Here is a 26319-nt window from a genome sequence, read left to right on the forward strand (position 1 = left end):
GTACCCGCGCATCTCCTACGGATTCGGACCGTTTAGCGGGAAACGTCCGTCCAGGCTGCTTCGCTTGCGCAACGCATAGGCGGCCAGAAGCAGCAGCAGCGGAAGGACGAGCCCTTGCGCCACGCTATACACCGTCCATACGTTCATGGCGAACGTCGTCGTGTGAACGCCGTTGCGGTAGATGACGAGCGATAGTGAAGCAATCAGCACGCCAAGCGGGAAGACAAGCGGACGGTACGCGCGAAGTCCCAGTAACTGCCCCAGCAGGATGGACAACGTGTAGAAGCATAAGGAAAGCTTCATGAACACGGTACCGATCCAGATCACGGCGAATAGAATCTCGACGCGAACGAGGATCTCTTCTATATTTATGAGCTTGGCCATCTCATAAACCGCGAACGGGCTTCTCGATACTTCCGAAGGGCTCATCACGGCGATCAACAAGGCGACGATCAGCGTGCTGATCGCGCCGCTCATCGCCACCGCCAAGAATACGCGTTTCCGCAGCTTCTCCCGCTCCGTCTTCTTCACCATCGGCAGGATCGCCGTCAAGAACACACATTCCGTCAAAGGAAAACCGAGCACGGGGTACATGCCTTTCAGCGGCGTCATCCAGCCATTCCCGAGCACGGGTGCAAAAAATTCCAGATGCACTTGGTTCATCAGCGACACCGTGATGATGACCAGAACGAAGACGGTCCATACGAACAGCATTTCGCCCGTACGGGCAATCGTCTCGAGTCCAAGATAAACCCCGTATATAATAACCACCATGAACGTTCCGCTAATAAACCAATTTGGCGTTTGCGGCAGGACGGTCTTGCTCATGAAATCGACCATGTTCCGAAGCACCAGCGTGCTGAGCACGAAGAAGAAGAACACGTACGTCAAGGCTATGAGCTTGCCTGCCCATTTCCCCGCGATGACCTCCGAAAATTGGCCGATCGTCAGCCGCGGGAACCGGTTCATGAGCGCCAAATAGAGCAGGACGATCCCGTAATGGATCGGAATGATGAGCAGCATCGTTATCCAACCGTCCTGCTTCGCAATGGAAACGGTCGCCGTAGGCACGATGAGCGCTGCGCTGCCGAGGGAGAACAAATACAGCATTTTGGCCAGCTGCCCGGAGGTGACTTCGCCATTCGACACGCCATTCATTTTGGGCATTTGCTTATCCTCCTTTGATCCATTCCACGATCGGAACATAGATCGGCTCGAATGTGATGGAGATCCAGTCGGTCGGAAGGCTGATCGGCAGATGGAGCGCAATCGCCGTCTGAAGAGCCCCCGCTCCCCATAGGATGACCGTCGCCCAGCAAGCTTCCCTGACCTGCCGCTTGGCCAAATTTCGTTTCCAAATCATAATAGTGGCGAGCACGGTAAACAACGAGATAATCAATACTTGCACCATAAGTTATCCCCTCAATTTGCTACGGCATCGGTTCTTGCGCCCATGGAATCGACATGGCTGATGCATTCGATCTCGTACTCGATCCGCGGGAACACCGATTTCCAATTCGTCTTCAACTTTCGCCAAGCAGCCGGTTGGTCCCTGTAGATTTGCTCCCCCCAGCCCATGACGTCTACGTTTCTGCCCTTCAAGGCTTCGACAGCCGATTGAATCTCTGCCTCTACTGCTGCATCAAGGCCTTCTTCGAGCGTCTTCAACGTATGTTCGTCATGAATGGACAGCTCCGGGCAAGTGATCTCGTGCACGCTCGCATCCAGCCGGACCTGTATATAGATGGAGGGCAATTCGCTGTCCCCCGTCGCCCGCTTCGCCTTCACCTTTGTACCGGAATGAATCACTTCCATGATGTAATGTCCTTTGTTATTGGCGCACGGGAATTTGACGACCGTGTTCTCCACTTTGTCCTGCGACCAGGCTAGCCCCCGTGATTGATTCGGAGACAAATAACCGATCAGCTTGCCATGATTGAAGATCGCCATCGTCGTAAGCTCCGGGAGCACCTTCGGATCGATGCGGTCGACGATTTCCTTCGTGCTGCCCGCATCCGGATCTCCCTCGACCCCGATCGCGGGAATCGCGACCTGTTGTTTCTCGGAGTTGGCCTTTCGGGTGATGTCGCGCACGAGCACGCCGTAGACTTGGGCTTTCGCTTTCTGATCGACGGTGATCATCTCTTTCATCTGATTGGCGGGCACCGATTCCATCTGTGTCCGGATCTGAAGCAGCTTGCCCGCCTTGACGCCCCTTGCGATGACGACGCTGATGTCGGTCCGAATGTCGGCGTTACGGTCGATCAGGTCCATGAGCGGGAATATGCCCTCCCTCGATGCCGCTTGATCGCTAATGACAAGCAGCTGGGTATGGGAGAAGAATAATCTCCTCGACGTCTTGGCCGACATTTTGCGGATCGCCTCGAAGAGCGTATCGCCTTTCTCCGTAATCGTCATGACAGGGCTGCCGTCCCCGCCGCCGTCGCCGGTCGTCGCGTTCTGCGGCAGGACGACCTGAACCGTCAGTTCGTAGCGGAACTTGCCGCTGGGATCGTCGTCAACGCCCAATGCGATCACGACGCCAAGCTTATCCAAGTAACGGATGTCCCAGCAGCCCGCGAGCGGGAGCAAGGCAGATGCCAGCAGCGCGACGAGCGCCAGTCGAACGGCCAGCGAGCCAAACTTCAGCTGTAGGGCGAATCGCTTCTTCATTGCGACGGCTCCCTTCTCGGTTCGATGGCCGATTCCTCTCTGACCTGATCTTGATTCGCCAGCTTCTGAGGCCGCTCTCTCATCATCCATAAAGGCGCACGGAGGAGCGTATCTTTAAAATCCTTCCAGTAGAAAGGGGCGAACGGCTTCAAATACGGGATCCCGAACGAGCGCAGGTTGCTGATATGCAGCAAGATGAGCAGCACGACGAGCGCGATGCCGTAGAACCCGAGCGTAGACGCCGCGATGAGCAGCAAGAATCGCAGCAATCTCGGCGCAATGCCAAGGCTGTAGACCGGCGCAACGAAGCTGGAGATCGCCGTGAAGGCAACCACGATCACGACGGCCGACGAGACGATGCCAGCCTCGACAACCGACTGCCCGATGACGAGACCTCCGACGATCGAGAGCGCGCTGCCCGCCGTACTCGGCATTCGAAGCACCGCTTCGCGCAAAATTTCGAATACGAGCTCCATGATGAACGCTTCGAGATAAGCGGGGAACGGCACGCCTTCCCGCTGCGCGGCAAGCTTGAGCAGCAGCTGCGTCGGAATCATCTCCTGGTGATAGCCGATGACCGCCACGTACAGCGACGGCATGAGGAGGGCTATAATGAACGAGACGAAACGCAGCATGCGGAGGAACGTCGCCATTTGATAGCTTTGGTAGTAATCCTCCGCCGCCTGGAAGAACATGTTGAGCGTCGATGGCACGACCAGCACGAACGGCGTTCCGTCGACGATGATGGCAATCCGGCCTTCTAGCAGGTTGCTCGCGATGACATCGGGGCGCTCGTGGCTAATGATCGTGGGGAACGGCGTCCATTTCTGGTCCCCGATCATTTCCTCGATATAGCTGGACTCCAAAATGCCGTCGATCTTGATATCGTCGATTCGGCCGCGCAGATCCTCCAGCACATCCTCGTCCGCGAGGCCCTTAATGTACATGATGGCGACCGGCGTTTGCGTGATCTCGCCGGCTTTCTTCTGTTCGAGCCACAGCTTCGGACTGCGGATCTTGCGCCGGAGCAGAATCGTGTTCACGCGAAGCGATTCCGTGAAGCCTTCCCGCGGACCGCGGATCATCATCTCCGTCTTCGGCTCCTCCACGGATCGCTTCGGACCGCCGTTGACGTTGCAGCCGATTCCCACGCCGCAGCCGTCCACGAAAATAAGCGCGTAACCGAGAAATAATTTTTCGAAGAGCTCCTTGAACGTCGTAACCTCCGTGATTAATCCGATCGAGATCAAATGCCCTTTGATCCGGTTCATGACCGGTTCCTCCGGCGAACTCGATTCAACCGGCCTGACGCCAGCATGCAGAAGCCTGAGCCGATCCGCAAGCTCGGAATCTACCTGTATCGACCGCAGGATGAACTCGTCCATTCGTTCTTGTTCGGTCATGCCTTGTATGTAGACGATCGCGATGTCCTTGTTCTCGTCATTGCCGAGGCGGTCGGTCAGGTCGAGACCCCGAATTGTCAGATCCTCGCTTTCGCCCATCTCGCGCTTGATCTTGTCCAGCAGCTTTGGCAGGTCCGGAAGAATGGGCTGGTTCTCGTAGTCCTTCATCTGTTCCGCGACATGTTTGTCCGCGCTCGGCGAATTTCTTTCCTTCCGCTTGCTCTTGCCCGCCTTCTTCGCCATATGTGTTCCGAACATGGAAGCCCCTCCATTCCTCCGGGATTTAGATACCCCTTAGAATGACTCATCCATGGAAAAACTATGTATTTAACGCAACGTATCCCTCTTCCTCAATCACCGTTACGTTCAACGCGTCGGCTCATCGTTCAACAGCAATGGATATGCAAAAACCGCCCGGAGACGCGATTGCGTCTTCCGAACGGTTTCTGATTTTGGTCTTATTATCTCACACGCGTTTCCGTGAGCTTGAATTGGCTTACCAATTGATGCATAAGCGACGTGATGGCTTCGACATGCTGCGAAGTTTGCTGCACGTTGTTCATCTCGCCGATCAGATCCTGCACGCGTCCTTCCACTTCGGCGGAAACCTTCCTGTTCTGGCGGCTGACGAGCGCGATGTTCTCCAGCAGCTGGACGACCTCCTCGACCACCGCCGACTTGCGGGCGTCCCGGTTGCTGGCTTCGCTGAGCGTGCCGATTGCCGCGGCAACCAGCTGGTTGCCCTCCTCGACCACCTTCGTGCCTTCCTCCATCGAGACAAAGGCTTTTTTCGCTTCCTCATAAATGTTATGCGTAATCGCATGCACTTCCTCGGTCGATTCCTTCGTCATCGTAGCCAGCTTCCGGATCTCGCTCGCGACGACGGCGAACCCTCTCCCTTGCTCCCCTACCCTCGCCGCTTCGATGGACGCGTTCAGCGCGAGCAGATTCGTCTGCGACGAAATTTGCTCGATGACTTGAAGCACGCTTTGAATCTCTTGCACCGTGTTCATGAACGTGTGGATCGTCGCATTCGTCTCGCCAACCTTGGTGGAAATATGCCTCATCTTGTCGCCGATGCGATCGACCTCGGATTGGGCGATGGCGATCTGCTCGGACGCCTGCTCCTCCATGCGAAGTAGCGTGTCGCGCATCGTATCCGCCGATTCCTTCGCCATATCGATATCCTTCAGCTGCAGCCGGATGCTGCCGATCATATTCGTGATCTGGCCGCTGACCCGCCCCGTCGAGCTGGTCGTAACGGCAGCGGATTCGTGCAAGGTTCTCTGGCTTGTGGTCACATCCGACGCGGCGAGCTTCACCTGCAGCATAATGCCTTCCAAAGAGTCCATCATGTTGTTTAGCCACTTCGAGATATCCTTTAATTCATCGTTGTCGAAATCCCCGAGCGGCAATCTCTGCGTAAGATCGCCTTTTCCTTCCGCATTCATCCGAATGAAACGCGTCAGCATGCGCATATGCTGCACGACTCTGTTCTCTTCCTTGCGCTTGAACGCGTCGATGACGAGGAGACCGAACAACAGATTAAATCCGCCTGCGGCAGCCGCGATAAGCCAAGGCGATGCATGCATGGCGATAAACGCGATTAATGCGGTCATCAAGACGCTGACCGTGATCGTCGAAATGAGGTGCAGTCTGCGCTGCCGCCATCCGATGCTTCGAATGCGGTACACCTCTTCCAGATCGCCCTCACACATCATGCCCCACTTATCCGGACAATGCGGAAGCTGGAACGTAACGCCTTTTCCGATGACGGGAATGTGGCGATAGTCGGAATAACCGGGGAAGGAGACGAACAGATTGCTGCCGTTCTTGATCGTATTCGATACGCCGGGATGAAGCTCGCCTGTCGCGGGATCCGTGAACAGAAGCTCGAGCTCGGTATGCTCTTTCACCGACACGATGCCCCATTCCGTCGTGACACCGTCCTTCAAGTTCTCCCCATGCGTGAAAGTACGATCTTCGAAGCGGCTTCTCGATAATGCCGTGCCGGGTTTGATATGGCGGTTAAGCCCCGCTTCGGCCATGAACAAGTAATTGTCTCCCGAGTCGGGGTAAATATGCCCGGATTCCCGCTGAATGAGATCGCCGATCACGTCGTTCGGCACACGGCCGCATAACGTGCCGGCTACTTGGCCGGCAATCACGATCGGGTGCATGAACAGCAACGTCATCGCGTCGTGAAAGGAAGAAGAACGGGGCCCGATGGACTGCGTAAACTCGTCATGATAAGGGCCGAACAAACAATTCCTCGCTTGAGAAGATTGCTGCGCGCAATACGTCAAACCCGCATGAAGCAAGCTTTGGACGCCATATACCGTTCCAAGATGCTTCTTGTGCGTCGTAGCCGCTACAGTCCGGTCGGCATCCAAGAAGAAAACTTCGGTCATATTCGTTGCTCTCGCATACGCTTTGCTCAATTGCGCTTCGATTCGCGCAAGATGTTCCGCCGACTCGGCATGTTTGGCATTGCCTTCGAGCAGATCATGGATGTGCGCGCCGAGCCTCTCCAGCTGCTTCCATTCATCCTCTGCCCAATTCATAAGCAGCTCCTTGCGCGTCTCGGCGAAACCTTCGAAGATTTGCTCCACGTCTTCCTTCAAGTCCTTATTCAGGCGCCACGAAATCCAAAGCGGAAATCCCGTTTTCGCCCCAAGCCAGTCAAACATGCTCCACTCCCCCGTTTCTCCTGTCCAGCTTTTCTTTTTATATGTTAACTATATTAACATACAAGAATCGACATTTGGATATATTTATACAAACTAAATACGAATTATGTAAAAATTATCATCATGAACGGTTTATTGATTGTTAGTTTTAAAATTGTGATGGCAACGATCATATATATTACATCAATTCGATAAGTTTACATGAATTAACCAATTTCATGTGAAGTATGCTCAAGTATTGCTTGCGAGGCAGCGGCTTCGGGACGCGCGTTTCGCGCTGCAGGGGGATGCCGGTGTATTAGCGTAACTCGGCACAAAAAAAGAACGAAGCAGAGACAATCTCTGCTTCGTTCTTGGTTTACCCTAATTACCGGCCTACGTTCAGACGATTCAACGCGCGTTGCAGCGCCAATTCCGCTCTGCGGTAGTCGAACTCGTCTTGCTTGGATGCAAGACGATCTTCCGCGCGCTTCTTGGCAGCCTCGGCACGTTTGATGTCGATGTCCTTCGATAATTCGGCACTCTCCGCTAGGATGACGATCTTATCCTTGCGGACTTCGATGAAACCGCCGTTCACTGCGACGACATCGACGACGTTACCGCGCTTGATTGTAACCGGAGCGATGCGAAGCGGCGTTACGAGCGGAATGTGGTTAGGCAGAATGCCTAGCTCGCCTTCCGAACCTTTCACGCTCACCATGTTCGCAGTCTCTTCGTATACCTTGCGCTCGGGCGTTACAATTTCTACCAGAAAGGTACTCATGTGGATTCCTCCCGCCTTTCGCTATTATAGCGTGCTGGCTTTCTCCACGGCTTGTTCGATGACACCTACGTAACGGAATGCTTCTTCCGGAAGATGGTCATGTTTGCCCTCGAGAATTTCTTTGAAGCTGCGTACGGATTCCTTAACAGGAACGTAGATGCCTTTGTTGCCTGTGAACGGCTCGGCAACGTGGAACGGTTGGGACAAGAACAGCTGAATGCGGCGTGCGCGGCCAACCGTAATTTTGTCTTCTTCGCTCAGCTCGTCCATACCGAGGATCGCGATAATATCTTGAAGCTCTTTGTAGCGCTGAAGAATTTTCTTCACGCCTTGAGCCACGTTGTAGTGCTCTTCGCCCAGTACTTCCGGCGACAGGATACGGGAAGAGGATGCCAGCGGGTCAACCGCCGGGAAGATCCCCATCTCGGAAATTTTACGTTCCAGGTTCGTCGTTGCGTCCAAGTGGGCAAACGCCGTTGCTGGAGCCGGATCCGTGTAGTCATCCGCAGGAACATAGATCGCTTGGATCGACGTAACGGAGCCTTTTTTGGTCGATGTGATACGCTCTTGCAATTGACCCATCTCAGTTGCCAGCGTCGGCTGGTAACCTACCGCGGAAGGCATACGTCCCAGAAGGGCCGAAACCTCGGAGCCTGCTTGCGTGAAGCGGAAGATGTTGTCGACGAACAGAAGCACGTCGCGGCCTTCTTCGTCGCGGAAGAACTCAGCCATCGTCAGACCCGTCAATGCAACGCGTGCGCGCGCTCCCGGCGGCTCGTTCATTTGACCGAATACCATCGCCGTTTTGCTAAGAACGCCGGAGTCTTTCATCTCGTGGTACAAGTCGTTGCCTTCGCGCGTACGCTCGCCAACGCCTGCGAATACGGAGATACCGCCGTGCTCCTGTGCGATGTTGTTGATCAATTCTTGGATCGTTACCGTTTTGCCTACGCCGGCGCCGCCGAACAGGCCGATCTTGCCGCCTTTGGTGTAAGGAGCAAGCAAGTCGATAACTTTAATGCCCGTCTCGAGAATTTCCGCTTGCGTGGACAATTCGTCGAATGCAGGCGCGGAACGGTGAATCGGAAGATTCACGTCGGATGTTACGTCGCCGGCCTCGTCGATCGGCTCGCCCAGTACGTTGAATACGCGGCCAAGCGTCGGAGCGCCAACCGGAATCGTAATCGGAGCGCCGGAATCAACGGCCTCCATGCCGCGAACCAGACCGTCCGTCGTGCTCATCGCGATCGCGCGAACCATGTTGTCGCCAAGGTGAACGGCAACTTCAAGCGTAAGGTTAATGTCGACTCCGCCGTTTGTTGCCTTTTGGTCGATCTTAACCGCGTTCAGAATCTCCGGCAAATTGCCGCGTTCGAACTCAAGGTCGACGACCGGACCCATGACGGATACAACGCGTCCTTTTTTCATTGCTTTCCCTCCTGCTTCCTTCGATTTATGCAAAAATAAACATTATGATTGTGCGTTAGCTCCCGCAACGATCTCGGATATCTCTTGCGTGATGGCCGCCTGACGCGCGCGGTTGTACGTGAGCGTCAGCTGGCTGATCATCTTCGTCGCGTTCTTCGTCGCGCTGCCCATCGCGGTCATGCGGGCGCCGAATTCCGATGCCTTGCCGTCGAGCACGGCGCTGTAGATCAGCGTTTCCGCATACTTCGGCAACAGCACTTCCAGCACGCCCTCCGGCGACGGCTCGTATTCGTAAGCCGCTACCGACGTTCCTTCGCCGATTTCCTCGAGAGGAAGCAGACGGGATTCCGTAGGGATCTGGGTGATCGCGTTGACGAATTGATTGTAGTAAAGATACAGCTCATCGTATACGCCTTCGGCGAACTTCTGAACGGCCGCGTTCGCCACGGACTTAATGTCCGCAAAGGTAGGCGCGTCCGGCAAGCCGATAACCTCTTCGACGATCGGCATGTTGCGGCGGCGGAAGTAATCCCGGCCTTTGCGCCCGATCACGAACAGCACGTATTCGTCCGTCGATTGATGTTTCTCTTTGATCGTTTGCGTTACTTTGCGCAAGATGTTCGAGTTGTAGCCTCCCGCGAGGCCGCGGTCCGACGTGATGACGAGATAACCCGTCTTCTTAACGGGACGCGTCTCCAGCATGGGATGTTTGACATCCTTCGTGCCGGCGGCGATGCTCGCAACAACTTCTTTCAGCTTATCCGCGTAGGGACGAGCGGCCGTAGCGCCTTCCTGTGCTTTTCTCAGCTTGGAAGCCGCGACCATCTCCATCGCCTTCGTGATTTGCTTCATGTTTTGTTTGCTCTTGATCTCGCGCTTAATATCACGCATGTTTGTTGCCATTTGGTTTCACCCGCCTTCGAGTGCCCCGAACCGATTCGGGGCGTGGTAAGGGCCTACGCCCGGACTAAGACGGACGGGCGTAGGCGCGAATATCTAAGCCGATTCGGAGATTCGGGCGGACCGGCGGGAAGCCGTGTCCTCCTGAGCTCGCGACCTTAGGCGAAGCTTTTCTTGAATGTTTGGATCGCTGCGACCAGCGCCTTCTCGTTGTCCGCTACCAGGTCTTTCGTGTCGCGGATGGAAGCGCCGATCTCTGGGTGATTGGAATCCAGGAACGCCAGGAATTCCTTCTCGAAGCGGCCGATTTTATCGATTGCAATGTCGTCCAGATGACCTTTGACAGCCGTGTAGATGGACATAACTTGTTTCTCGACCGGCATAGGCACGTTAACGCCTTGCTTCAAGATTTCCATCGTGCGGGCACCGCGGTTCAGACGAGCAAGCGTCGACTTGTCAAGGTCGGAACCGAACTGCGCGAACGCTTGAAGCTCGCGGTATGCCGCAAGGTCCAGACGGAGCGTGCCGGCAACCTTCTTCATCGCTTTGATCTGAGCGGAGCCGCCTACGCGGGATACGGAGATACCTACGTTAACCGCAGGACGTTGGCCGGAGTAGAACAGGTCGGACTCCAGGAAGATCTGTCCGTCGGTGATCGAAATCACGTTCGTTGGAATGTAAGCCGATACGTCGGAAGCTTGCGTCTCGATGAATGGCAGTGCCGTGATGGAACCGCCGCCCAGCTTGTCGCTCAGCTTCGCCGCGCGTTCCAGCAAGCGGGAATGCAGGTAGAAGACGTCGCCCGGATAAGCCTCGCGGCCCGGTGGACGGCGAAGCAGCAAGGACAATTCGCGGTAAGCCGCGGCTTGCTTCGACAAGTCATCGTATACGATCAGGACGTGCTCGCCTTTGTACATGAAGTACTCGGCCATGGATACGCCCGCGTAAGGAGCCAAGAACAGAAGCGGAGCCGGCTCGGAAGCGCTCGCCGTTACGACGATTGTGTATTCCATGGCGCCGTGGCGGCGAAGAGTTTCCACAACGTTAGCAACGGTGGATTGTTTTTGTCCGATGGCAACGTAGATACATTTTACGCCGTTGCCCTTTTGGTTGATGATCGCGTCGATCGCGATCGCCGTTTTGCCCGTTTGACGGTCGCCGATGATAAGCTCACGTTGGCCGCGGCCGATCGGTACCATCGCGTCAATCGCTTTGATACCCGTCTGCATAGGCTCATGAACGGATTTACGGTCGATAACGCCCGGAGCCGGGGATTCGATCGCGCGAGTTTGAGTTGTGTTCGTAGGACCTTTGCCGTCCAGCGGTTGACCCAGCGGGTTAACAACGCGGCCCAGAAGCTCGTCGCCTACTGGAACTTCCATGATGCGGCCCGTACGTTTCACTTGGTCGCCTTCGCGGATATCCGTGTATGGTCCAAGGATTACGACGCCGACATTGGATTCCTCAAGGTTGAGGGCCATGCCAACGACGCCGTTCGCGAATTCGAGCAGCTCGCCTTGCATCGCGTTCTCAAGGCCGTGTACGCGAGCGATACCGTCACCGACGTTGATGACCGTGCCGACATCCACGACTTGAATCTCGGATTTATATTGTTCGATCTGTTGTTTAATCAGCGTGCTGATTTCATCAGGTCTGATACTCAATTCGTTCACCCCTATCTACAGTGCTTTAGAATTTAAACGTTTTTTGTAAACGATCCAGCTTGCCGGACAGGCTGCCGTCGTACAGGCGGTCGCCGATACGAACCTGGATGCCGCCGAGCAGCGATGGATCGACCGATTGCTCAGCTATAATTTTCTTGCCCGTAATGGAGCCGAACTCCGCTACTACGCCGGCAAACTCGTCCGCCGTCAACTGGCGGGCGGAGTAAACCGTCGCGTGCGCTTGTCCGAGCGCCTCGCCCGCGATCTTGGTGTACGCTTCGTACACGTCCGAGATGATCGCCTGACGTCTGCGGGATACGATGACTTGAAGCGTATTCAGGACGAGCACGGATACCTTCTCTCCGAATGCCGACTTCAACACCGCCATCTTGGCGGCAGGGTCAACGCTAGGCAAGGAAAGGAATTTCTCGATCTGTACGTCCTGCTTCAGAGCTTCGGCGATCAGCTTCAGCTGCGCTTCTACTTCCGAAACAGTGCCTTCGGCGGAAGCAAGCTCGAACAACGCTTTAGCGTAGCGCTTCGCTACGACCGTATCGCGGCTCATTTGCTTCCTACCTCTTTCAGGTATTGGTTAACGATCTGCTCTTGCGACTTCTCGTCAACCTGCTTCTCGATAATCTTCGAAGCGATCTTCACGGAGATGCCGCCCACTTCGGAACGAAGCGCGGCAATCGCTTTGTTCTTCTCGCTCTCGATATCCTTCAGCGCGTCGTCCTTCAGGCGGGATGCCTCGTTCTTCGCGGATTGAACGATCTCGTCGGCTTGTTTCGTGCTTGTCGTTCTCGCTTGCTCGATAATCGCGTATGCTTCCTTGCGCGCTTGCTCGAGCGCAGCCTTCTGCTCTTCCATCGAAGATGCAGCTTCCTTGCGGCTCTTCTCAGCCGTGCTCATTTGCTCGCTGATCATCTTTCTGCGCTGCTCCATGATCGAGAACAACGGTCCGAAAGCGTATCTGCTCAGCAGCCAGTACAAGATCAGGAACGCCAAGATCGCAAACACTGTATTTTCCCATACAAAATCCATAGCTGCCACTCCTTCCTTTAAAGCTTGAAATCAAAACGAAGGCGAAGAGGGCTAGGCCTTCCCCGCCATTGCATGTGAACTATACCTTAACCGAAGAACGCCAGGAAGGCGATAACGACGCCGATGATCGGCACAACTTCGACGATACCTACGCCGATGAACATTGTTGTTTGCAGTTTGCCTTGAAGCTCAGGCTGACGAGCGATACCTTCGATTGTTTTGCTAACGATCATACCGTTACCGATACCCGCGCCAAGTGCGCCCAAACCTACTGCCAAAGATGCTGCCAAAACTCCGTAATCCATTGAAAAATCCTCCTCGAAATGGGGTTTATTGGTTGTTTGTCGTGCTTGTATGACTTAATCCCGTATCGGGATCGCTTCGATCCGTAGACGGGGTTTAAAAACCTTGAATCAATGATGCGCTTCTTCCTCGTGGTGGTGGATCGTCGCTTGCGAGATGTACACCATCGTCAGAATCGTAAACAGGAACGCCTGGATGGCGCCGACGAAAATACTAAAGCCTTGCCATGCCGCCAGGAATGGAATGCCGACCCAGCCCAGCATGAGAATCGTCGAGATCAGCACCTCGCCCGCGAAGATGTTCGCATAGAGACGAAGAGCAAGCGTAACCGGCTTCGAGAATTCCTTAATAATGTTCAGAGGCAAGAAAACCGGATACGGTTCCACATAGTGCTTGATGTAATGCTTCGTGTTGTCTCTCAAACCAAGATAGTGGACCAAGAAGATCACTGTGACCGCAAGTCCGGCAGTAACCGAAAGATCCGCTGTCGGAGATTTCCACAGCGACACGTGGACATGTCCATGATGCTCTTCCAGCAATTGAGCCGAAACGCCCAGCCAAGTGGTAACCTCGTGAACGTTAAACACGATGCCGAACGGCAGACCCAGCAGGTTAGAGAAGAAGATGAACAGAATCAGAGTAAGGCCCAGCGACAGATAGCGCTTTACTTTCTCCAGCGGCATGGTGCTCGCGATCGTGTTGTGCACGAACTCGATAACCCATTCCATGAAATTCTGCAGCTTCGACGGTTTGTCTACGGATAGGTTGCGAACGGCAAGGCGCGCAAGCACGAAGGTGATGATCATCGTAATAATGATCGTCGCCCAAGTGGACAAGTCGATCCTAAAGTCCCCTATAGGAATAATGGGAAATTCATGCATTAAAAAATTTCACCCCTTTCCGCAGTTAAAGTCGTTTATTGTGAAGAAAAGCTGATACCAAAATCATGAACGGCATCATCATGCAGGCGGCCAACGTAGCCGGCAGGTTAAGCGTATCCGGGTTCTTGAAAGCAATCATGGCCACCAGCAGCACCATCGCGATGCGGCTGCCCAGCCCAAGACCCATCCTGCGGACGCTTCGGCCCGCGAGAGCTTGTCCCACTATCCCTACTCTCCGCCTTAACAAAAGCGCATTCATGAAACTTGCGAGTGCGCCCAGTAGCAGACCGGCAAAAATGCTCTTCCATTCCGGGAACACGCCCCAGAGCAGCAGGCATGCGGCCGCAAAAAAAAGCGCCCCGCGCATCGCCGTTCTAAAAATATTATCCATCTTGTCCTTTCATCACCTTTCTGACGATCAGAATGGCTGAAAGGATGCCGACAGCCAGACCGACGAACAGTCCGGAAACCGTCCAGGCCTTCGGATCGCCCAAGCGTTCCCCAGCCATGGAGCCAAGCCAATAGCCCAAGAATACACAAATTCCGACATCCACGCCAATAGCCCCGACCATCGCCGCGGCCTTCCATGGATTGTCTTGGTTGCCCTTCCCATTCATATCGCCCCAACCCCTGTCAATCCTCATTTATTTTATCGAAGCGCCGCAAGGTTTGTCAATTGAAAGAACATCGAATTTTCGGGGAACCGAAGCGGAAAAACCCTTATGGAACGGGGGTTCCCCCGTCTTCGAAACCGTACAGTACTACTGTATGCTGTATATTTCGCGTTCACGCCGTAACCGTTGCAGAAACTATGAACTTTGTGTGAACGGCTGAGGGCGATTCGGTTTTTTCCCAAAATGATGCAGGATCGCGTCGACGATCCTTTCGGAGGCCTTGCCGTCGCCGTAAGGATTCGCCGCTTGGCTCATTCGACAATATAAGGAAGTGTCGTTCAGGATGGCGTTCGCGCGCTCGTAGACCCTCTCCTCGTCCGTGCCCACGAGCTCCAGCGTGCCGGCTTCAATCCCCTCGGGACGCTCCGTCGTGTCGCGCAGGACGAGCGTCGGCACGCCGAACGACGGCGCCTCTTCCTGCATGCCGCCGGAATCCGTCATGATCATGTACGCGTGCGGATAAATATTGTGGAACTCGAACACGTCGAGCGGTTCGATCAGGCGAATGCGCGGATGGTCGCCGAGCAGCTCCTTGGCCGGCTCGCGAACGGCCGGGTTCGGATGGACGGCGTAGACGATCGCGACGTCTTCGTGCTCGTCCGCGATCCGCTTCACCGCGCGGAAGATGTTACGGTGCGGCTCTCCTAGCGATTCCCTGCGGTGCGCGGTCATGAGGATCATCCGCTTGCCTTTCGCCCATTCGATGACCGGATGCGTGAAGGACTCATCCACCGTGTACTGGAACACGTCCGCCGCCGTGTTACCCGTGATGTAGATCGTATCCTCGGACTTGTTCTCCTTACGGAGATTGTTCGCCGACCAATCCGTCGGTGCGAAGTGGATATCGGATAAGACGCCCGCCAGCTGACGATTCATCTCTTCCGGGTACGGGGACATCTTGTTCCAGGTCCGAAGGCCCGCTTCGACATGTCCAACCTTGATCTGCTTCAGGAACGCGGCGTAGCTCGCGAGGAAGGTCGTCTGCGTGTCGCCGTGCACGAGCACGATATCCGGTTTCGCTTCGGAGAGCACCGGCTCCAGGCCTTCCAGAACGCGCACCGTCGTCTCGGTCAGCGTCTGGCGCTCCTTCATGACGTTCAAATCATAATTCGGCTTGATTTCGAAGAAATCCAGCACCTGGTCCAACATCTGGCGATGCTGCGCCGTTACGCATACGATCGACTCGATGTCTCGATCACGCTTCTGAAGCTCCAGCACGAGCGGAGCCATCTTCACCGCTTCCGGACGCGTCCCAAAAATAGTCATTACCTTTAGTCTAGTCAAAACATTCCACTCCCACATCATAATCCTGCAAAATTAAATGAAGTTCAAAAAGTTCGGTTTTCAGCACCGAGAAGATTGGATGAAGTCGAGAACTGAGGAGCGGAGCGTAGCAGAGCTACGTGAGCACCGGAAGTTCCGACTGAGTTCAAGATTCGATGTCGAATAAACTTCTTGAAACACGTCGTGATCAAAAGCGGGCTTTTTGAACAACCTTAGTTCGTGCCGAACATGCGGTCGCCTGCGTCTCCTAGGCCGGGAACGATGTAGCCCTTCTCGTTCAGGCGCTCGTCCAATGCCGCGATGTAAATATCGATGTCCGGATGCGCGTCTTGGAACGCCTTCACGCCCTCCGGAGCCGCGATGAGGCACATCAGCTTGATCTGGTCGCAGCTGCGCTGCTTCAGCGAGTTGATCGCCGCGATTGCCGAACCCCCCGTCGCCAGCATCGGGTCGATGACGATCAGCAGCCGGTTCGGCGCGTCCGTCGGCAGATTTATATAATATTCCTTCGGTTGCAGCGTCTCATGGTCGCGGGCAAGCCCGATATGGCCGACTTTCGCGGACGGGATCAGCTTCAGGATGCCATCCACCATGCCAAGGCCCGCTCTAAGAATCGGGATCAAGCCGAGCATTCGGCCCGATACGACCTTCGCGTCCGTCTCCGCGACGGGCGTCTGCACCTTGATCGTCTCGAGCGGGATTTCCCGCGTGATTTCGTAAGCCATTAACGTTGCCACTTCATCCACCAGCTCGCGGAAGTCCTTCGTATTCGTATCCTTGTTGCGGATATACGTAAGCTTGTGCTGGATCAAAGGATGATCACAAATTACCAGTTTGCTCATGGAGCATAATTCCTCCCACGTTTCCTTATACCTTCTATTGTGTTGATATATGCTTCTATTTATCATGGTCACAATCCCATATATTATAGCACTGTAAATTAGGGCTTGCATCTGGGACGGCAAAAAAATAATAGCGTCCGGGACGGACGCAAAAAACGCCCCGCTCCCGAACGCAAGGGCATTCAGGTGCGGGGCTTATTTAGGCTTCCTTGCTGGCCGCTTGGCGGACAACATGCCGCCTTCGCCTGTCCGCCAAGCGCGCTACGGCGAAAGCGGCCGCGACCGACGCAGCGCACACCGCGGCGTAGTGTATGAGTGAATGGCCGACCAGCCAGCGCTCCAGCCCCGTCGCGTCCGCCAGTCCGCGGATCGCAACGATCGCAGCGGGATGCAGAAGATAGATCCACTGGCTCACGGAACCCGCGAGCGGCTATGCCCGGACTTTAACCCTAAGCGCCAGAAGAAACAGCACATATACCGCTGGTAAGAGCATCACGTACATGCTATCGTGCCGAGGCAGATCCGCGGCTTGCAGCGCCATCCCTTCCAGATACAGACCCGCAAGGGACATCAGGAATAAACCGGGCAGCGCAAGCCGATGCCCGTCCCGTTCGGGATGCTGCGCCGCCCGTAAGCCGAGCGCCAAAAACACGGGCGCGAAGAACAGGCCGTTCCGCGTATAGTCGAACCAAAGGAACAGCCAATCGTAGGTTTGCCTCAGCACGTCCGACCGGATCGCCAGCCCGTAGTAGCTGTCGCCCAGCAATCCGACGACGTACAAACCTAAGGTTACGGCGAACATCCCTTTCGCCGGCAGCCATTTATGAAGGAAGCAGACCAGATGGATCCCGACCCATAACGCCGGCAAATACCAGAGATGATAAAACATGCCGTCGATCACGATATCCCTGATTACGGATCCTAGGGTCGTTCCTTCGCCGAAATCTCCTTTGTAGACGTTCAACGGCAAGTAAACGATGATTGCGACAGCATACAGCCCTGCAATCTTGCAGCCGTATTTGCGCAGCGCCCTCTTATCCTTCCGGGGGCGGCCGGTCAGCTTGCGGAAGAAGAGATACCCCGACGCCATAAAAAAAAACGGCACGGCTAGCCGCGCCAATATGCCCGTCAGAAGGAACTCCGAATATTCGCCGTACGTCAGCAGAGGCCCGGTATGGATCGCAACAACCAGGAAGGCGGCCGCGAGCTTGACGGCATCGATTCCCCCGTATCGCCGGCTAGCGGAATTAGAAGACATAACCGGCTCCATGATAGGCCGTCATGATGAAACCATCCGCGTTGTTTCCCGACAACGAGTAGTCGTCGCATGCCGGAATCCACACGGCCGTGCGCCCTTGCGGCTCCGCCGGCACGTAATACGTCTCCGCCCGCCAGCCCTCGCCCTCATGGGTCAGCCGCTCTCCTTCATAGGAGTAGCTTTTAACGTAATCGATATACTCTTCGAGGCAGAAGCCCAGCCGCTCCATCGTCGCCGCATGTGGCGCCCCGACGTAGCGGAAGTGCCAAGGCTCGCAGGCGATTCCCGTCAGCCCCTCCTTGCCTTCCTTATAGCGCTGTATGAAGCCGTACGATGCTGCCAGCAGCTTGAAGGCCAGGCACTTGCCGCGATCGGGGAAGGAAGGCGCGATGAAATCCAATTCGCCTTCCGATCGCTCGCCTACGTCGACGGCCAGCCCCGTCTGATGTTCGCTTCTACCCGGGAGCGCCACATACTTGGCCGTGTACGCCGGCCCGTTGTCCTCCAACGACCGAGTGTAAATATTCGTCTGTTCCTCCATGGACCGGTAGCCGCTGACGACGACGATGTCGTCCCCTGCTTCCGCCGCTTCCAGGAGCGCCGCCAGCTGCTGCATGCAAGCCGTCTCCAATGCGATCACTTCATCCAGCACGCGAATGCCGGTTTCCGCGACGAGGGTAAGCGGCGGCTCTTCGGTTGTCCGAACAGGATGGTCGGCGTTCACGAGGAGCAGATGTCCGCGGTGGACATCCTTCCGATCCAACAGCTTAGTCCCATCAGGGATGCGGGCGATGTTTTGCTCGCCAAGCATTCTTTCGTCGTGTCTCGCTTTCATCTCTTGCCCCCCTAATGTCTATAAATGCGTTCCACTCGCCCGGACAAGGATGTCGATATTTCCTGCGGGACGCTGCCGAGAAACGCGGCAAGCTCCGAGAACGTGATTCGCTCGTCGCCTTGGCTCCCGATCAGGACAACCTCCGTGCCCGGCTCGCACTGCTGAGGCAGGCGCACCATCAGCTGGTCCATGCAGATTTTGCCCACGACGGGCACCCTGACGCCCTCCACCAGCATCTCCGAGCCGCGGAGGCTTTGGTGCCAGCCGTCTGCGTACCCGATCGGTACCGTGCCGATCCATTCGTCTTCTTCGGCGACATAGGAATTGTCGTAGCCGAGGCACTCCCCCTTGCGAAGGCGCTTCACTTGGATCAGGCAGCTGCGCAGGGTCATGGCAGGCTGCAACCGCACGGTGCGGACAAGCGCTTCGGGATAGAACCCATACATCGCCGCCCCGATTCGTACCATGTCCATGGCGAGCCCGGGGAATCGAAGCGCCGCCGCGCTTCCCGCACAATGGTAATGTTTGGCCTCAATGCCCGAAGCCCTGCTCCATGCTTTCATCTCCAGGAACGCCGCATACTGCCGCTCGAGAAATCCCGTGTCCGGACGGCCGGCCGTCGCGAAATGCGTATAGAAGCCGTCGACCTCCACATCGTCCCCTGCCAGCCACGGCGCGAGCTCGTCCCATTCTTCCTTCGTCCGAAGACCGATCCGCCCAAGACCCGTATCCACCTTCACATGGACTCTCAGCTTGATCTTGCTGGACGGATGCCGGTAAGGCGCCATCTGTCGGAACCAGTCCGCGCTCGTAACGGTGACCATCAAGTCGTGCTCCAGCGCGAACATCACTTCCGCAGGATGAATGGGCGTCAGGATCAGGATCGGCAGCGCGATGCCCTTCGCCCGCAGCTTCAGCGCTTCGTCCAGATAAGCGACAGACAGCAAGTCCGCCCCCGCCTGCTCCGCCATGACGGCCGCTTCCGCGCCGCCGTGCCCATAGCCGTCCGCCTTCACGACGGCCATCAGCTTGACGCCGGACGGCAGCGTTTGCCTGATCCGCTCGACGTTCGCCTTGATCGCGTTCAAGTCCACTTCGGCAACCGTGTCTCTGTACATATCCTCACCTCGTATACCGGATGGTTTCCTTCTCCGCATGCCGCATGAACGCATAATCGATCAGCTTCTCGATCAATTCGGAATAAGTAGTGCCGTCCGTTCTCTCCCACATGACCGGGTACATGCTAGTGCCCGTAAAACCTGGCAGCGCGTTAATTTCGTTCAAATAAAGCTCACCTTCCGCGTCCAGGAAGAAGTCGACTCTGGCGAGCCCGGAGCAGCATAACGCCCGGTAGGCCCGCAAAGCCGTCCCGCGAATCCGGGCCGTAACTCCTTCGGGTAATTCGGCGGGAATGGACATGACCAGCTCCTTGTCCATGTATTTTGATTCGAAGTCGAAGAAACGATGGCGATGGATGAATTCCCCCGGCATTGAAGCGATCGGCCGGTCGTTGCCCATAACCGCCACCTGGATTTCCCGACCGGGAATCTCCCTCTCGACGACCAGTCTACGGTCGTAGCGGAACGCCTCCTCGATGCCTTCAGACAGCTGCCGAACGTTCTCGCATCGGCTGATGCCGATGCTGGAGCCGAGTGTCGCCGGCTTGACGTAACAAGGCAGACCGAGCTCGCGCTGCACTCTCTCCATGAGCGCCGGTCCCTGCTCCAGCCATTCTCCCAAGCCGAAGCTGATATAACGCGTCTGCCGAATGCCCGCCTGCTCCAACAGTCGTTTGGAAACGTCCTTGTCGAGCGTGAGCGCCGCGCCCAAGACGCCATTGCCCACGTAAGGGATGTCCAGCAGCTCGAGCAGTCCTTGCACCGTCCCGTCTTCGCCGTTCGATCCGTGAAGCAGCGGCAGCGCGGCCTTCTTTCCTTCGACCGAGAAATATCGGAGCAGCACGTTTCCTATCGATTCCGAAGCTTGTCCGGGCGCCGCATCCTCCCGCTTCGGTACGAGATTTTCCATGCCCGCGGGCGGCTGTTCCTGCAAGCCCGCGCAGCGCCATTGTCCTTCCCGGGTGATGTACACGGGATACACGTCGAATTTGCTCTGGTCAACGCTGCCCAGCACCGTGAGCGCGGTTTTGAGCGACACTTCGTGTTCGACGGATTTGCCGCCGTAGAGAACGAACAGATTTATTTTCAATGGAATAGCCTCCTATCGGGAATCGAACATCTGCTACTAACGATACCCTTCAATCGTTAAGAGGCCCGTAAGCAAAACATAACAAAAGCTTAATTTAATTTAACGAACGTTATCATTCCGTAAGGAATGTCGTTGTTCACTTTCGGCGTCCAAATGCCGTTATTAGAAGAGTGGAAGAAAATTTTTGCCAAAGAAAGGGAAGGGATGTAGTGAAATTGGGAAAAAGTTGGAGACTGTCGTTCAAAGATGCCCGCAGATGGCTGGCAGCCGCTCTCGCGATGACCCTCGTGATGGGCACGCTCGGCGGAGTCGCGCAAGCGGCCGAGGAGACCGTCACCGGAATCGAGCTGGATTATGAAGAGGAAGATTACAACACTTCGACTTCTTCGCTCGAAATGTTCGTGGAAGACGACAAGGTGAACGTAACCGTGCTGGCGTCGATCTCGGGATCGGCATCCAAGAAGGACGTAACGGCAGACGCGGCATGGAAAACATCGAACAGCTCCATCGTCAAAGTAGACAAAGGCGTACTGACGGGGGTCGGCGCGGGGTCGGCGACCATTACCGCTACTTATAAAGGATTTACGGCAAGCATGAAGGCGACTTCCGATTTCGTGTATGACGAAGTCGTGATCATGCAGAACAACAGCGCCGCGCCCGCGTCTATCCCGGACGTGAAACTAGGCGATTCGCTCGCGTTTATGCTGGACGGCCAAAAAGGTTCTGCCAGCGGCATCAACATTACTTCGGAGGCGGTATGGACCTCGTCCAACACGGCGGTCGCGACGGTCGACGAAGGCAAGATCACGCTCGTCGGAGCCGGCACGGCGACCATTACCGCCAAGTACAAGGGCAAGTCCGATACGGTCAAATTGACGGTAACCTCTCCTTACAAATCGATCGAGATCGGACCGGAGCAGCCTGGCGATTTGCTAGAGCTCGAAGTCGGCGCGGACAACCGCGTTCTGAGCGCGACGGCATCACCGAAGACGGGTGGAACGTTAACCGTCACTGAGCTAGCGAAGTGGACAAGCGCCAACACCAAGGTGGTTACGGTCGAGAAAGGCGCCGTCACGGCCGTCGGCGCGGGCAAGACGACCATCACAGCATCCTACCTCGGCGTAACGGATACGATCAGCGTCGTCGTGCGCACGCCTTACCAGTCCATAAAGCTTTCTCCGGAGAAGGAGTACCACATGCAGCTGCAGGACGCTCCGCTTCAGATGCAAGCGGATGTGCTCAATAACGCGAACGTAGGCTCCAACATTACGGCGTCTGGCGAATGGTCCTCCTCGGACGTGTCCGTCGCGACGGTATCGCAAGGCAAGGTGACGCCGAAGGGCGTCGGTACGACGAAGATTACGGTGTCGCACAAAGGCATCAGCCGCAGCATCGACGTAACCGTATACCCGAGCATCACGAAGCTGAAAGCCGAGAAGACGAAAATCGACGGCTTTAAAGGCATTACTGCCGAGCTGCCGAAGGTAACGGCGACGACGTTCGACGGATCGACCGTCGACGTATCCAAGCTTGTCAAGTGGACGAACGAGGACGAAGATATCGCAAAACTTGAGGGAACCTCCTGGACCGCCAAGGAGCTTGGCGAAACGACGTTTACCGCGAAAGCCCAAGGCCTCTCAGCCGAAGTTACGCTTACCGTCCACCTCAAGCCGGTCAAGCTGATCGCGGAAACGAAAGACATGAGCATCGTGCTTGGCAAGTCAACGGAGCTTCCGCAAGTGAACGTCATCTACGAGGACGGGGAAGAAGCCGATATTTCCGAGTCGATCGAATGGAAGACGACGTCGGACAATATCCTGCTGCTGGAGAAATCGATGAAAGGGCTGGAATCCTCCACGGTTACGCTGACCGGCACGTACCTGACCAAGACGGTCTCGGTTCGCGTGAAGATCGAGGAAGAAATCGTCAAGCTTACCTTCGAGCCGGCGAAGATCGAGCTTAACCCCGGTCGGTCCAAGTCCATTAAAGTTTACGGCTACTATAAAGACGGCAAAAAAATATCCGTCGGCACCAAAATGAACTGGACAGTCGCCAATACGAACGTTGCAACCGTAAGCGGCTCTTCATCCGTCAAAGCCATTGACGTCGGAACGACCAAAGTGTCGGGCTCCTACCAAGGCAAGACAATCGAAATCACCGTCATCGTAACGTCTAAGCTGAAGTCGCTGCAGCTGTCCGGCAAGTCCGCTCAGCTCGCCATCGGCGATTCGTACAACGTGACGGCGCAAGCCGTCTATGTCACGGGCAGCCCGGTTGACGCCACGACAGCCGCCGTCTGGACCTCCTCCAAGGAAAGCGTCGCGACGGTGAAGGACGGCAAGATAACGGCCGTCGGCAAAGGCAGCGCCACGATCAAAGCGGCATTCGGCGGCAAAACCGCCACGTTCCGCGTAACGGTGAAGTAACGCGAGCTTTTATAGCAACGCGAAAAAGCCTTCCATCCGATATCACATTCGGATTGGAAGGCTTTTTTAATCGATCGTTCTATCGTTTATGCGTAATGGCAAGAAGCAAAGTGGCCTTTGCTCACTTCCAACAGCTTCGGCTCGTCCGTCTTGCATTTGTCCGTCGCGAGCGGACAACGCGTATGGAACTGGCAGCCTTTCGGCGGGTTGATCGGGCTTGGAAGGTCGCCCTTCAGCACGATGCGTTCACGAGTCGCCTCGACCTGCGGATCCGGAATCGGAATCGCGGACAATAGCGCACGCGTATACGGATGGCGAGGGTTGTCGTACAGCTCGCTGGACTCCGCAAGCTCTACGATTTTGCCTAGGTACATAACCGCAACACGGTCGGAAATATGCTTAACCATGGACAAATCATGCGCGATAAACAGATACGTCAGGCCCATCTTACGCTGCAGATCTTGCATCAGGTTGACGACCTGCGCCTGAATCGACACGTCCAGCGCGGAGATCGGTTCATCGGCAATGATGAACTTCGGATCTACGGCCAGGGCACGCGCAATGCCGATACGTTGGCGTTGGCCGCCGGAAAATTCATGCGGGTAACGCGTCGCGTGCTCGGGGTTCAGGTTAACCAAATCAAGCAAACCTTCGACCTTGCGCTTGCGCTCGGCCTTGCTGCCTGCAAGATTGTGAATGTCCAGCGCTTCGCCGATGATGTCGGTAACCGTCATCCTCGGGTTCAAAGACGCGTACGGATCCTGGAAGATCATCTGCATGTTGCGGCGCAGCGACTTCAGCTCCGAGCCGCGAAGCTTGTAGATGTCCTTGCCGTCGAACGTCACGCCGCCGCTAGTCGGCTCGTACAGCCGAAGAATCGTGCGGCCCGCCGTCGACTTGCCGCAACCGGATTCGCCTACGACGCCCACGGTTTCGCCGCGGCCGATAGAGAATGAAATATCGTTAACGGCTTTCAGGATATTGCCTTTGCCGAGATTAAAGAACTTGCGCAAATCGTTGACTTCTACCAATGGGGTGCTCTTGCTCATACCGGCACCTCCCGGTCCGCATATTCATGAAGCATCCAGCATGCTGCCGCATGGGAGCCGCTTCCCTTGATCGCGTGCAGATTCGGGTCGTTGTCCACGCATACTTTCATCGCTTCGTCGCAGCGCGCGCAGAAGCTGCAGCCCGCCGGCGGCTTGATCAGATCCGGGGGCGTGCCCGGGATCGGGATCAACGGCTCGTCTTTCTTCTGGTCCAGACGCGGCAAGGAACGCAGCAAGCCTCTTGTGTAAGGATGCTGCGGGTTTTGGAAAATTTCCCACTTGGTTCCCGTCTCGACGATACGTCCGGCGTACATAACGATTACGCGGTCGCATACGTCGGCTACGACGCCAAGGTCATGCGTAATAAGAATAATAGAAGTGCCCATCTTCTGCTGAAGATCTTTCATGACGCGCATGATCTGCGCTTGAATCGTTACGTCCAGCGCCGTCGTCGGCTCGTCCGCGATCAGAAGCTTCGGATTGCAGGCAAGCGCGATCGCGATCATGACGCGTTGGCGCATACCGCCGGAGAATTGATGAGGGTATTGCTTGATCCGTTGCTCCGGATTCGGAATGCCGACCAGATGCAGCATTTCGATGGCGCGAGCCATCGCTTGCGACTTGCTTACGTTCTGGTGTTTGATCAGACCTTCCGTAATTTGTGCGCCGACCGTAAGCGTCGGGTTGAGCGACGTCATCGGATCCTGGAAGATCATGCCGATCTTGTTGCCGCGCACCGTCTGCATTTCTTTCTCCGTCAGGGTCAGCAGCTCCTGCCCGTCGAACTTCACCGAGCCGTTCTTGATGCGGCTTGGCGGAGAAGGATTGAGCCTCATGATGGATTGGGCGGTGACGGACTTGCCCGATCCGGATTCGCCTACGATCGCGACGGCTTCTCCTTCCTTCACGTTGAAGCTAATGTCGCGGATCGCCTGCACTTCGCCTCCGTAGACGTCGAAGGATACGCTTAAATTGTTCACTTCCAGCAAGGTCTTCATAGACAATGACCTCCTCTCAGTTATGCTGTGTTGTTATTTTTTCAGCTTCGGATCGAATGCGTCGCGCAATCCGTCACCGAAGACGTTAAAGGCAAAGATGGTTAAGCTCAAGAAGAATGCCGGGAAGAACAAACGCCATGTGTCGCCGCTTAAGATAGCGCCCACGCCATCGTCAATCATCGTACCCCATGAAGCGACCGGCGATTGAACACCTAGACCCAGGAAGCTAAGGAACGCTTCCGTGAAGATCGCGCTTGGAATCGTCAGCGTAAGGGTAACGAGAATAGGTCCCATTGCATTCGGTACAAGGTGACGGAAAATAATGCGCATCGCGCCTGCGCCAAGCGACTTGGAAGCGAGCGCGTATTCTTGATTTTTGAGCTGCATCACTTGTCCACGCACGATCCAGGCCATGTTGATCCAGCCCGTAATCGACATGGCGATGATAATCGTCGTCAAACTCGGCTTCATCACGACAAGGAGCAGGATAACGATAAGCAGGTAAGGAATCGCAGCCAGAATTTCAGAGAAACGGTTCATGACTTCGTCGACTTTGCCGCCGAAGTAACCCATAATGCCGCCGTAGATGATGCCAATGACTAAGTCGATCAAGGCAGCTACAACGCCAACGAATAACGAAACCTGAGCGCCTTTCCATACGCGCTCGAACATGTCCCGTCCAAGATTGTCCGTTCCGAACCAATGCGTCGCGTTTGGCGCCTGATTCGTATTCGTCATATCGTTCGTGAAGTGGTCGTAAGGCCAAATCCACGGAATGAAGATCGCGCACGCGATCAAGGCGACGATAATCCAGAAACCGAACATCGCAAGCTTGTTGCTTGTGAGCCTCTGTTTAATGTCTTGCCATGCGGTAAGGCTGGCGCGTCCTACCTCGTCGACGCGAACCTCGCCTCTTTCAAGCTTTTGGAACATATCGGGAGTCAAGCTATCGGAACGTTCCTTGGAACGCAAATTTGCATTGGAATCTGACATCAG

General features: G+C 55.7%; 25 protein-coding genes. 1 reads left to right on the plus strand and 24 read right to left on the minus strand.

The features are described 5' to 3' along the window. Positions 1-15: 15 nt before the first annotated feature. The 21 genes from RB620_RS16150 to RB620_RS16250 all read right to left on the minus strand — a co-directional run bounded on the left by RB620_RS16150 (position 16) and on the right by RB620_RS16250 (position 20850). The gene (locus RB620_RS16150) at positions 16-1167 is read right to left on the minus strand and encodes a GerAB/ArcD/ProY family transporter (protein WP_308095976.1); all 1152 of its coding nucleotides are present in this window, start codon (positions 1165-1167) and stop codon (positions 16-18) included. Between the two features lie 4 nt (positions 1168-1171). Then, positions 1172-1411, minus strand: a complete 240-nt coding sequence (locus RB620_RS16155; protein ID WP_308095978.1) for a hypothetical protein — start codon at positions 1409-1411, stop codon at positions 1172-1174. Between the two features lie 11 nt (positions 1412-1422). After that, positions 1423-2673, minus strand: coding sequence for a Ger(x)C family spore germination protein (locus tag RB620_RS16160; protein WP_308095979.1), 1251 nt, complete (start codon positions 2671-2673; stop codon positions 1423-1425). Continuing rightward, entirely contained in the window at positions 2670-4334 is a 1665-nt protein-coding gene (locus RB620_RS16165; protein ID WP_308095981.1) for a spore germination protein, read from the minus strand. The genes RB620_RS16160 and RB620_RS16165 overlap by 4 nt, the downstream gene beginning before the upstream one ends. 203 nt (positions 4335-4537) lie before the next feature. Next, on the minus strand, positions 4538-6766 hold the full coding sequence (locus RB620_RS16170) for a methyl-accepting chemotaxis protein (RefSeq protein ID WP_308095983.1): 2229 nt from the start codon (positions 6764-6766) through the stop codon (positions 4538-4540). A gap of 367 nt (positions 6767-7133) precedes the next feature. Continuing rightward, positions 7134-7529 carry a F0F1 ATP synthase subunit epsilon gene (locus tag RB620_RS16175; protein WP_308095985.1) on the minus strand — a complete coding sequence of 132 codons (396 nt, stop codon included), beginning with the start codon at positions 7527-7529 and terminating at the stop codon, positions 7134-7136. Positions 7530-7553: 24 nt separating this feature from the next. Beyond that, positions 7554-8957, minus strand: coding sequence for a F0F1 ATP synthase subunit beta (gene atpD, locus RB620_RS16180; protein WP_308095986.1), 1404 nt, complete (start codon positions 8955-8957; stop codon positions 7554-7556). 42 nt (positions 8958-8999) lie between these two features. Then, positions 9000-9860 carry an ATP synthase F1 subunit gamma gene (gene atpG, locus RB620_RS16185; protein WP_308095988.1) on the minus strand — a complete coding sequence of 287 codons (861 nt, stop codon included), beginning with the start codon at positions 9858-9860 and terminating at the stop codon, positions 9000-9002. Positions 9861-10015: 155 nt separating this feature from the next. Beyond that, positions 10016-11521, minus strand: coding sequence for a F0F1 ATP synthase subunit alpha (atpA, locus tag RB620_RS16190; protein ID WP_308095990.1), 1506 nt, complete (start codon positions 11519-11521; stop codon positions 10016-10018). Positions 11522-11546: 25 nt separating this feature from the next. Further along, the gene (locus RB620_RS16195) at positions 11547-12086 is read right to left on the minus strand and encodes a F0F1 ATP synthase subunit delta (RefSeq protein WP_308095991.1); all 540 of its coding nucleotides are present in this window, start codon (positions 12084-12086) and stop codon (positions 11547-11549) included. Further along, positions 12083-12565, minus strand: coding sequence for a F0F1 ATP synthase subunit B (atpF, locus tag RB620_RS16200; protein ID WP_308095993.1), 483 nt, complete (start codon positions 12563-12565; stop codon positions 12083-12085). The genes RB620_RS16195 and atpF overlap by 4 nt, the downstream gene beginning before the upstream one ends. Before the next feature lie 86 nt (positions 12566-12651). Further along, entirely contained in the window at positions 12652-12870 is a 219-nt protein-coding gene (atpE, locus tag RB620_RS16205) for a F0F1 ATP synthase subunit C (protein WP_308095994.1), read from the minus strand. Positions 12871-12978: 108 nt separating this feature from the next. Then, a complete protein-coding gene (atpB, locus tag RB620_RS16210; protein WP_308095996.1) occupies positions 12979-13749 on the minus strand; it encodes a F0F1 ATP synthase subunit A in 771 nt (256 codons plus the stop codon). A 25-nt stretch (positions 13750-13774) separates the two neighbouring features. Then, entirely contained in the window at positions 13775-14140 is a 366-nt protein-coding gene (locus RB620_RS16215) for an ATP synthase subunit I (protein WP_308095998.1), read from the minus strand. Continuing rightward, positions 14133-14366, minus strand: coding sequence for an AtpZ/AtpI family protein (locus RB620_RS16220; protein WP_308096000.1), 234 nt, complete (start codon positions 14364-14366; stop codon positions 14133-14135). Before RB620_RS16220 ends, RB620_RS16215 begins: the two co-directional genes overlap by 8 nt. A gap of 192 nt (positions 14367-14558) precedes the next feature. Beyond that, positions 14559-15707: a non-hydrolyzing UDP-N-acetylglucosamine 2-epimerase gene (gene wecB / locus RB620_RS16225; RefSeq protein ID WP_308096002.1), complete on the minus strand. Its 1149-nt coding sequence runs from the start codon at positions 15705-15707 to the stop codon at positions 14559-14561. Between the two features lie 212 nt (positions 15708-15919). Beyond that, entirely contained in the window at positions 15920-16549 is a 630-nt protein-coding gene (upp, locus tag RB620_RS16230) for a uracil phosphoribosyltransferase (RefSeq protein WP_308096004.1), read from the minus strand. A 430-nt stretch (positions 16550-16979) separates the two neighbouring features. Beyond that, complete coding sequence (locus RB620_RS16235) at positions 16980-17807, minus strand: acyltransferase family protein (RefSeq protein ID WP_308096005.1); 828 nt, start codon at positions 17805-17807, stop codon at positions 16980-16982. Then, positions 17797-18642 carry a D-alanyl-D-alanine carboxypeptidase family protein gene (locus tag RB620_RS16240; protein WP_308096006.1) on the minus strand — a complete coding sequence of 282 codons (846 nt, stop codon included), beginning with the start codon at positions 18640-18642 and terminating at the stop codon, positions 17797-17799. The genes RB620_RS16235 and RB620_RS16240 overlap by 11 nt, the downstream gene beginning before the upstream one ends. Before the next feature lie 11 nt (positions 18643-18653). Next, on the minus strand, positions 18654-19760 hold the full coding sequence (gene alr / locus RB620_RS16245) for an alanine racemase (protein WP_308096009.1): 1107 nt from the start codon (positions 19758-19760) through the stop codon (positions 18654-18656). A gap of 4 nt (positions 19761-19764) precedes the next feature. After that, positions 19765-20850, minus strand: a complete 1086-nt coding sequence (locus tag RB620_RS16250; RefSeq protein WP_308096010.1) for a D-alanine--D-alanine ligase family protein — start codon at positions 20848-20850, stop codon at positions 19765-19767. Positions 20851-21065: 215 nt separating this feature from the next. On the opposite strand from RB620_RS16250, the gene RB620_RS16255 reads away from it, so the two are divergent. Then, a complete protein-coding gene (locus RB620_RS16255; RefSeq protein ID WP_308096011.1) occupies positions 21066-23276 on the plus strand; it encodes an Ig-like domain-containing protein in 2211 nt (736 codons plus the stop codon). Positions 23277-23362: 86 nt separating this feature from the next. On the opposite strand, the gene RB620_RS16260 is transcribed toward RB620_RS16255, so the two are convergent. Genes RB620_RS16260 through RB620_RS16270 form a run of 3 tightly spaced genes read right to left on the minus strand, consistent with a single transcriptional unit; the run spans position 23363 to position 26316 of the window. Next, on the minus strand, positions 23363-24325 hold the full coding sequence (locus RB620_RS16260; protein ID WP_308096012.1) for an ABC transporter ATP-binding protein: 963 nt from the start codon (positions 24323-24325) through the stop codon (positions 23363-23365). Beyond that, positions 24322-25323, minus strand: coding sequence for an ABC transporter ATP-binding protein (locus RB620_RS16265; RefSeq protein ID WP_308096013.1), 1002 nt, complete (start codon positions 25321-25323; stop codon positions 24322-24324). Before RB620_RS16265 ends, RB620_RS16260 begins: the two co-directional genes overlap by 4 nt. A 33-nt stretch (positions 25324-25356) precedes the next feature. Then, a complete protein-coding gene (locus RB620_RS16270; RefSeq protein ID WP_308096015.1) occupies positions 25357-26316 on the minus strand; it encodes an ABC transporter permease in 960 nt (319 codons plus the stop codon). Positions 26317-26319: the final 3 nt, after the last annotated feature.

It is taken from the genome of Paenibacillus sp. LHD-117 (assembly GCF_030929555.1).
Lineage (GTDB): Bacteria > Bacillota > Bacilli > Paenibacillales > Paenibacillaceae > Pristimantibacillus.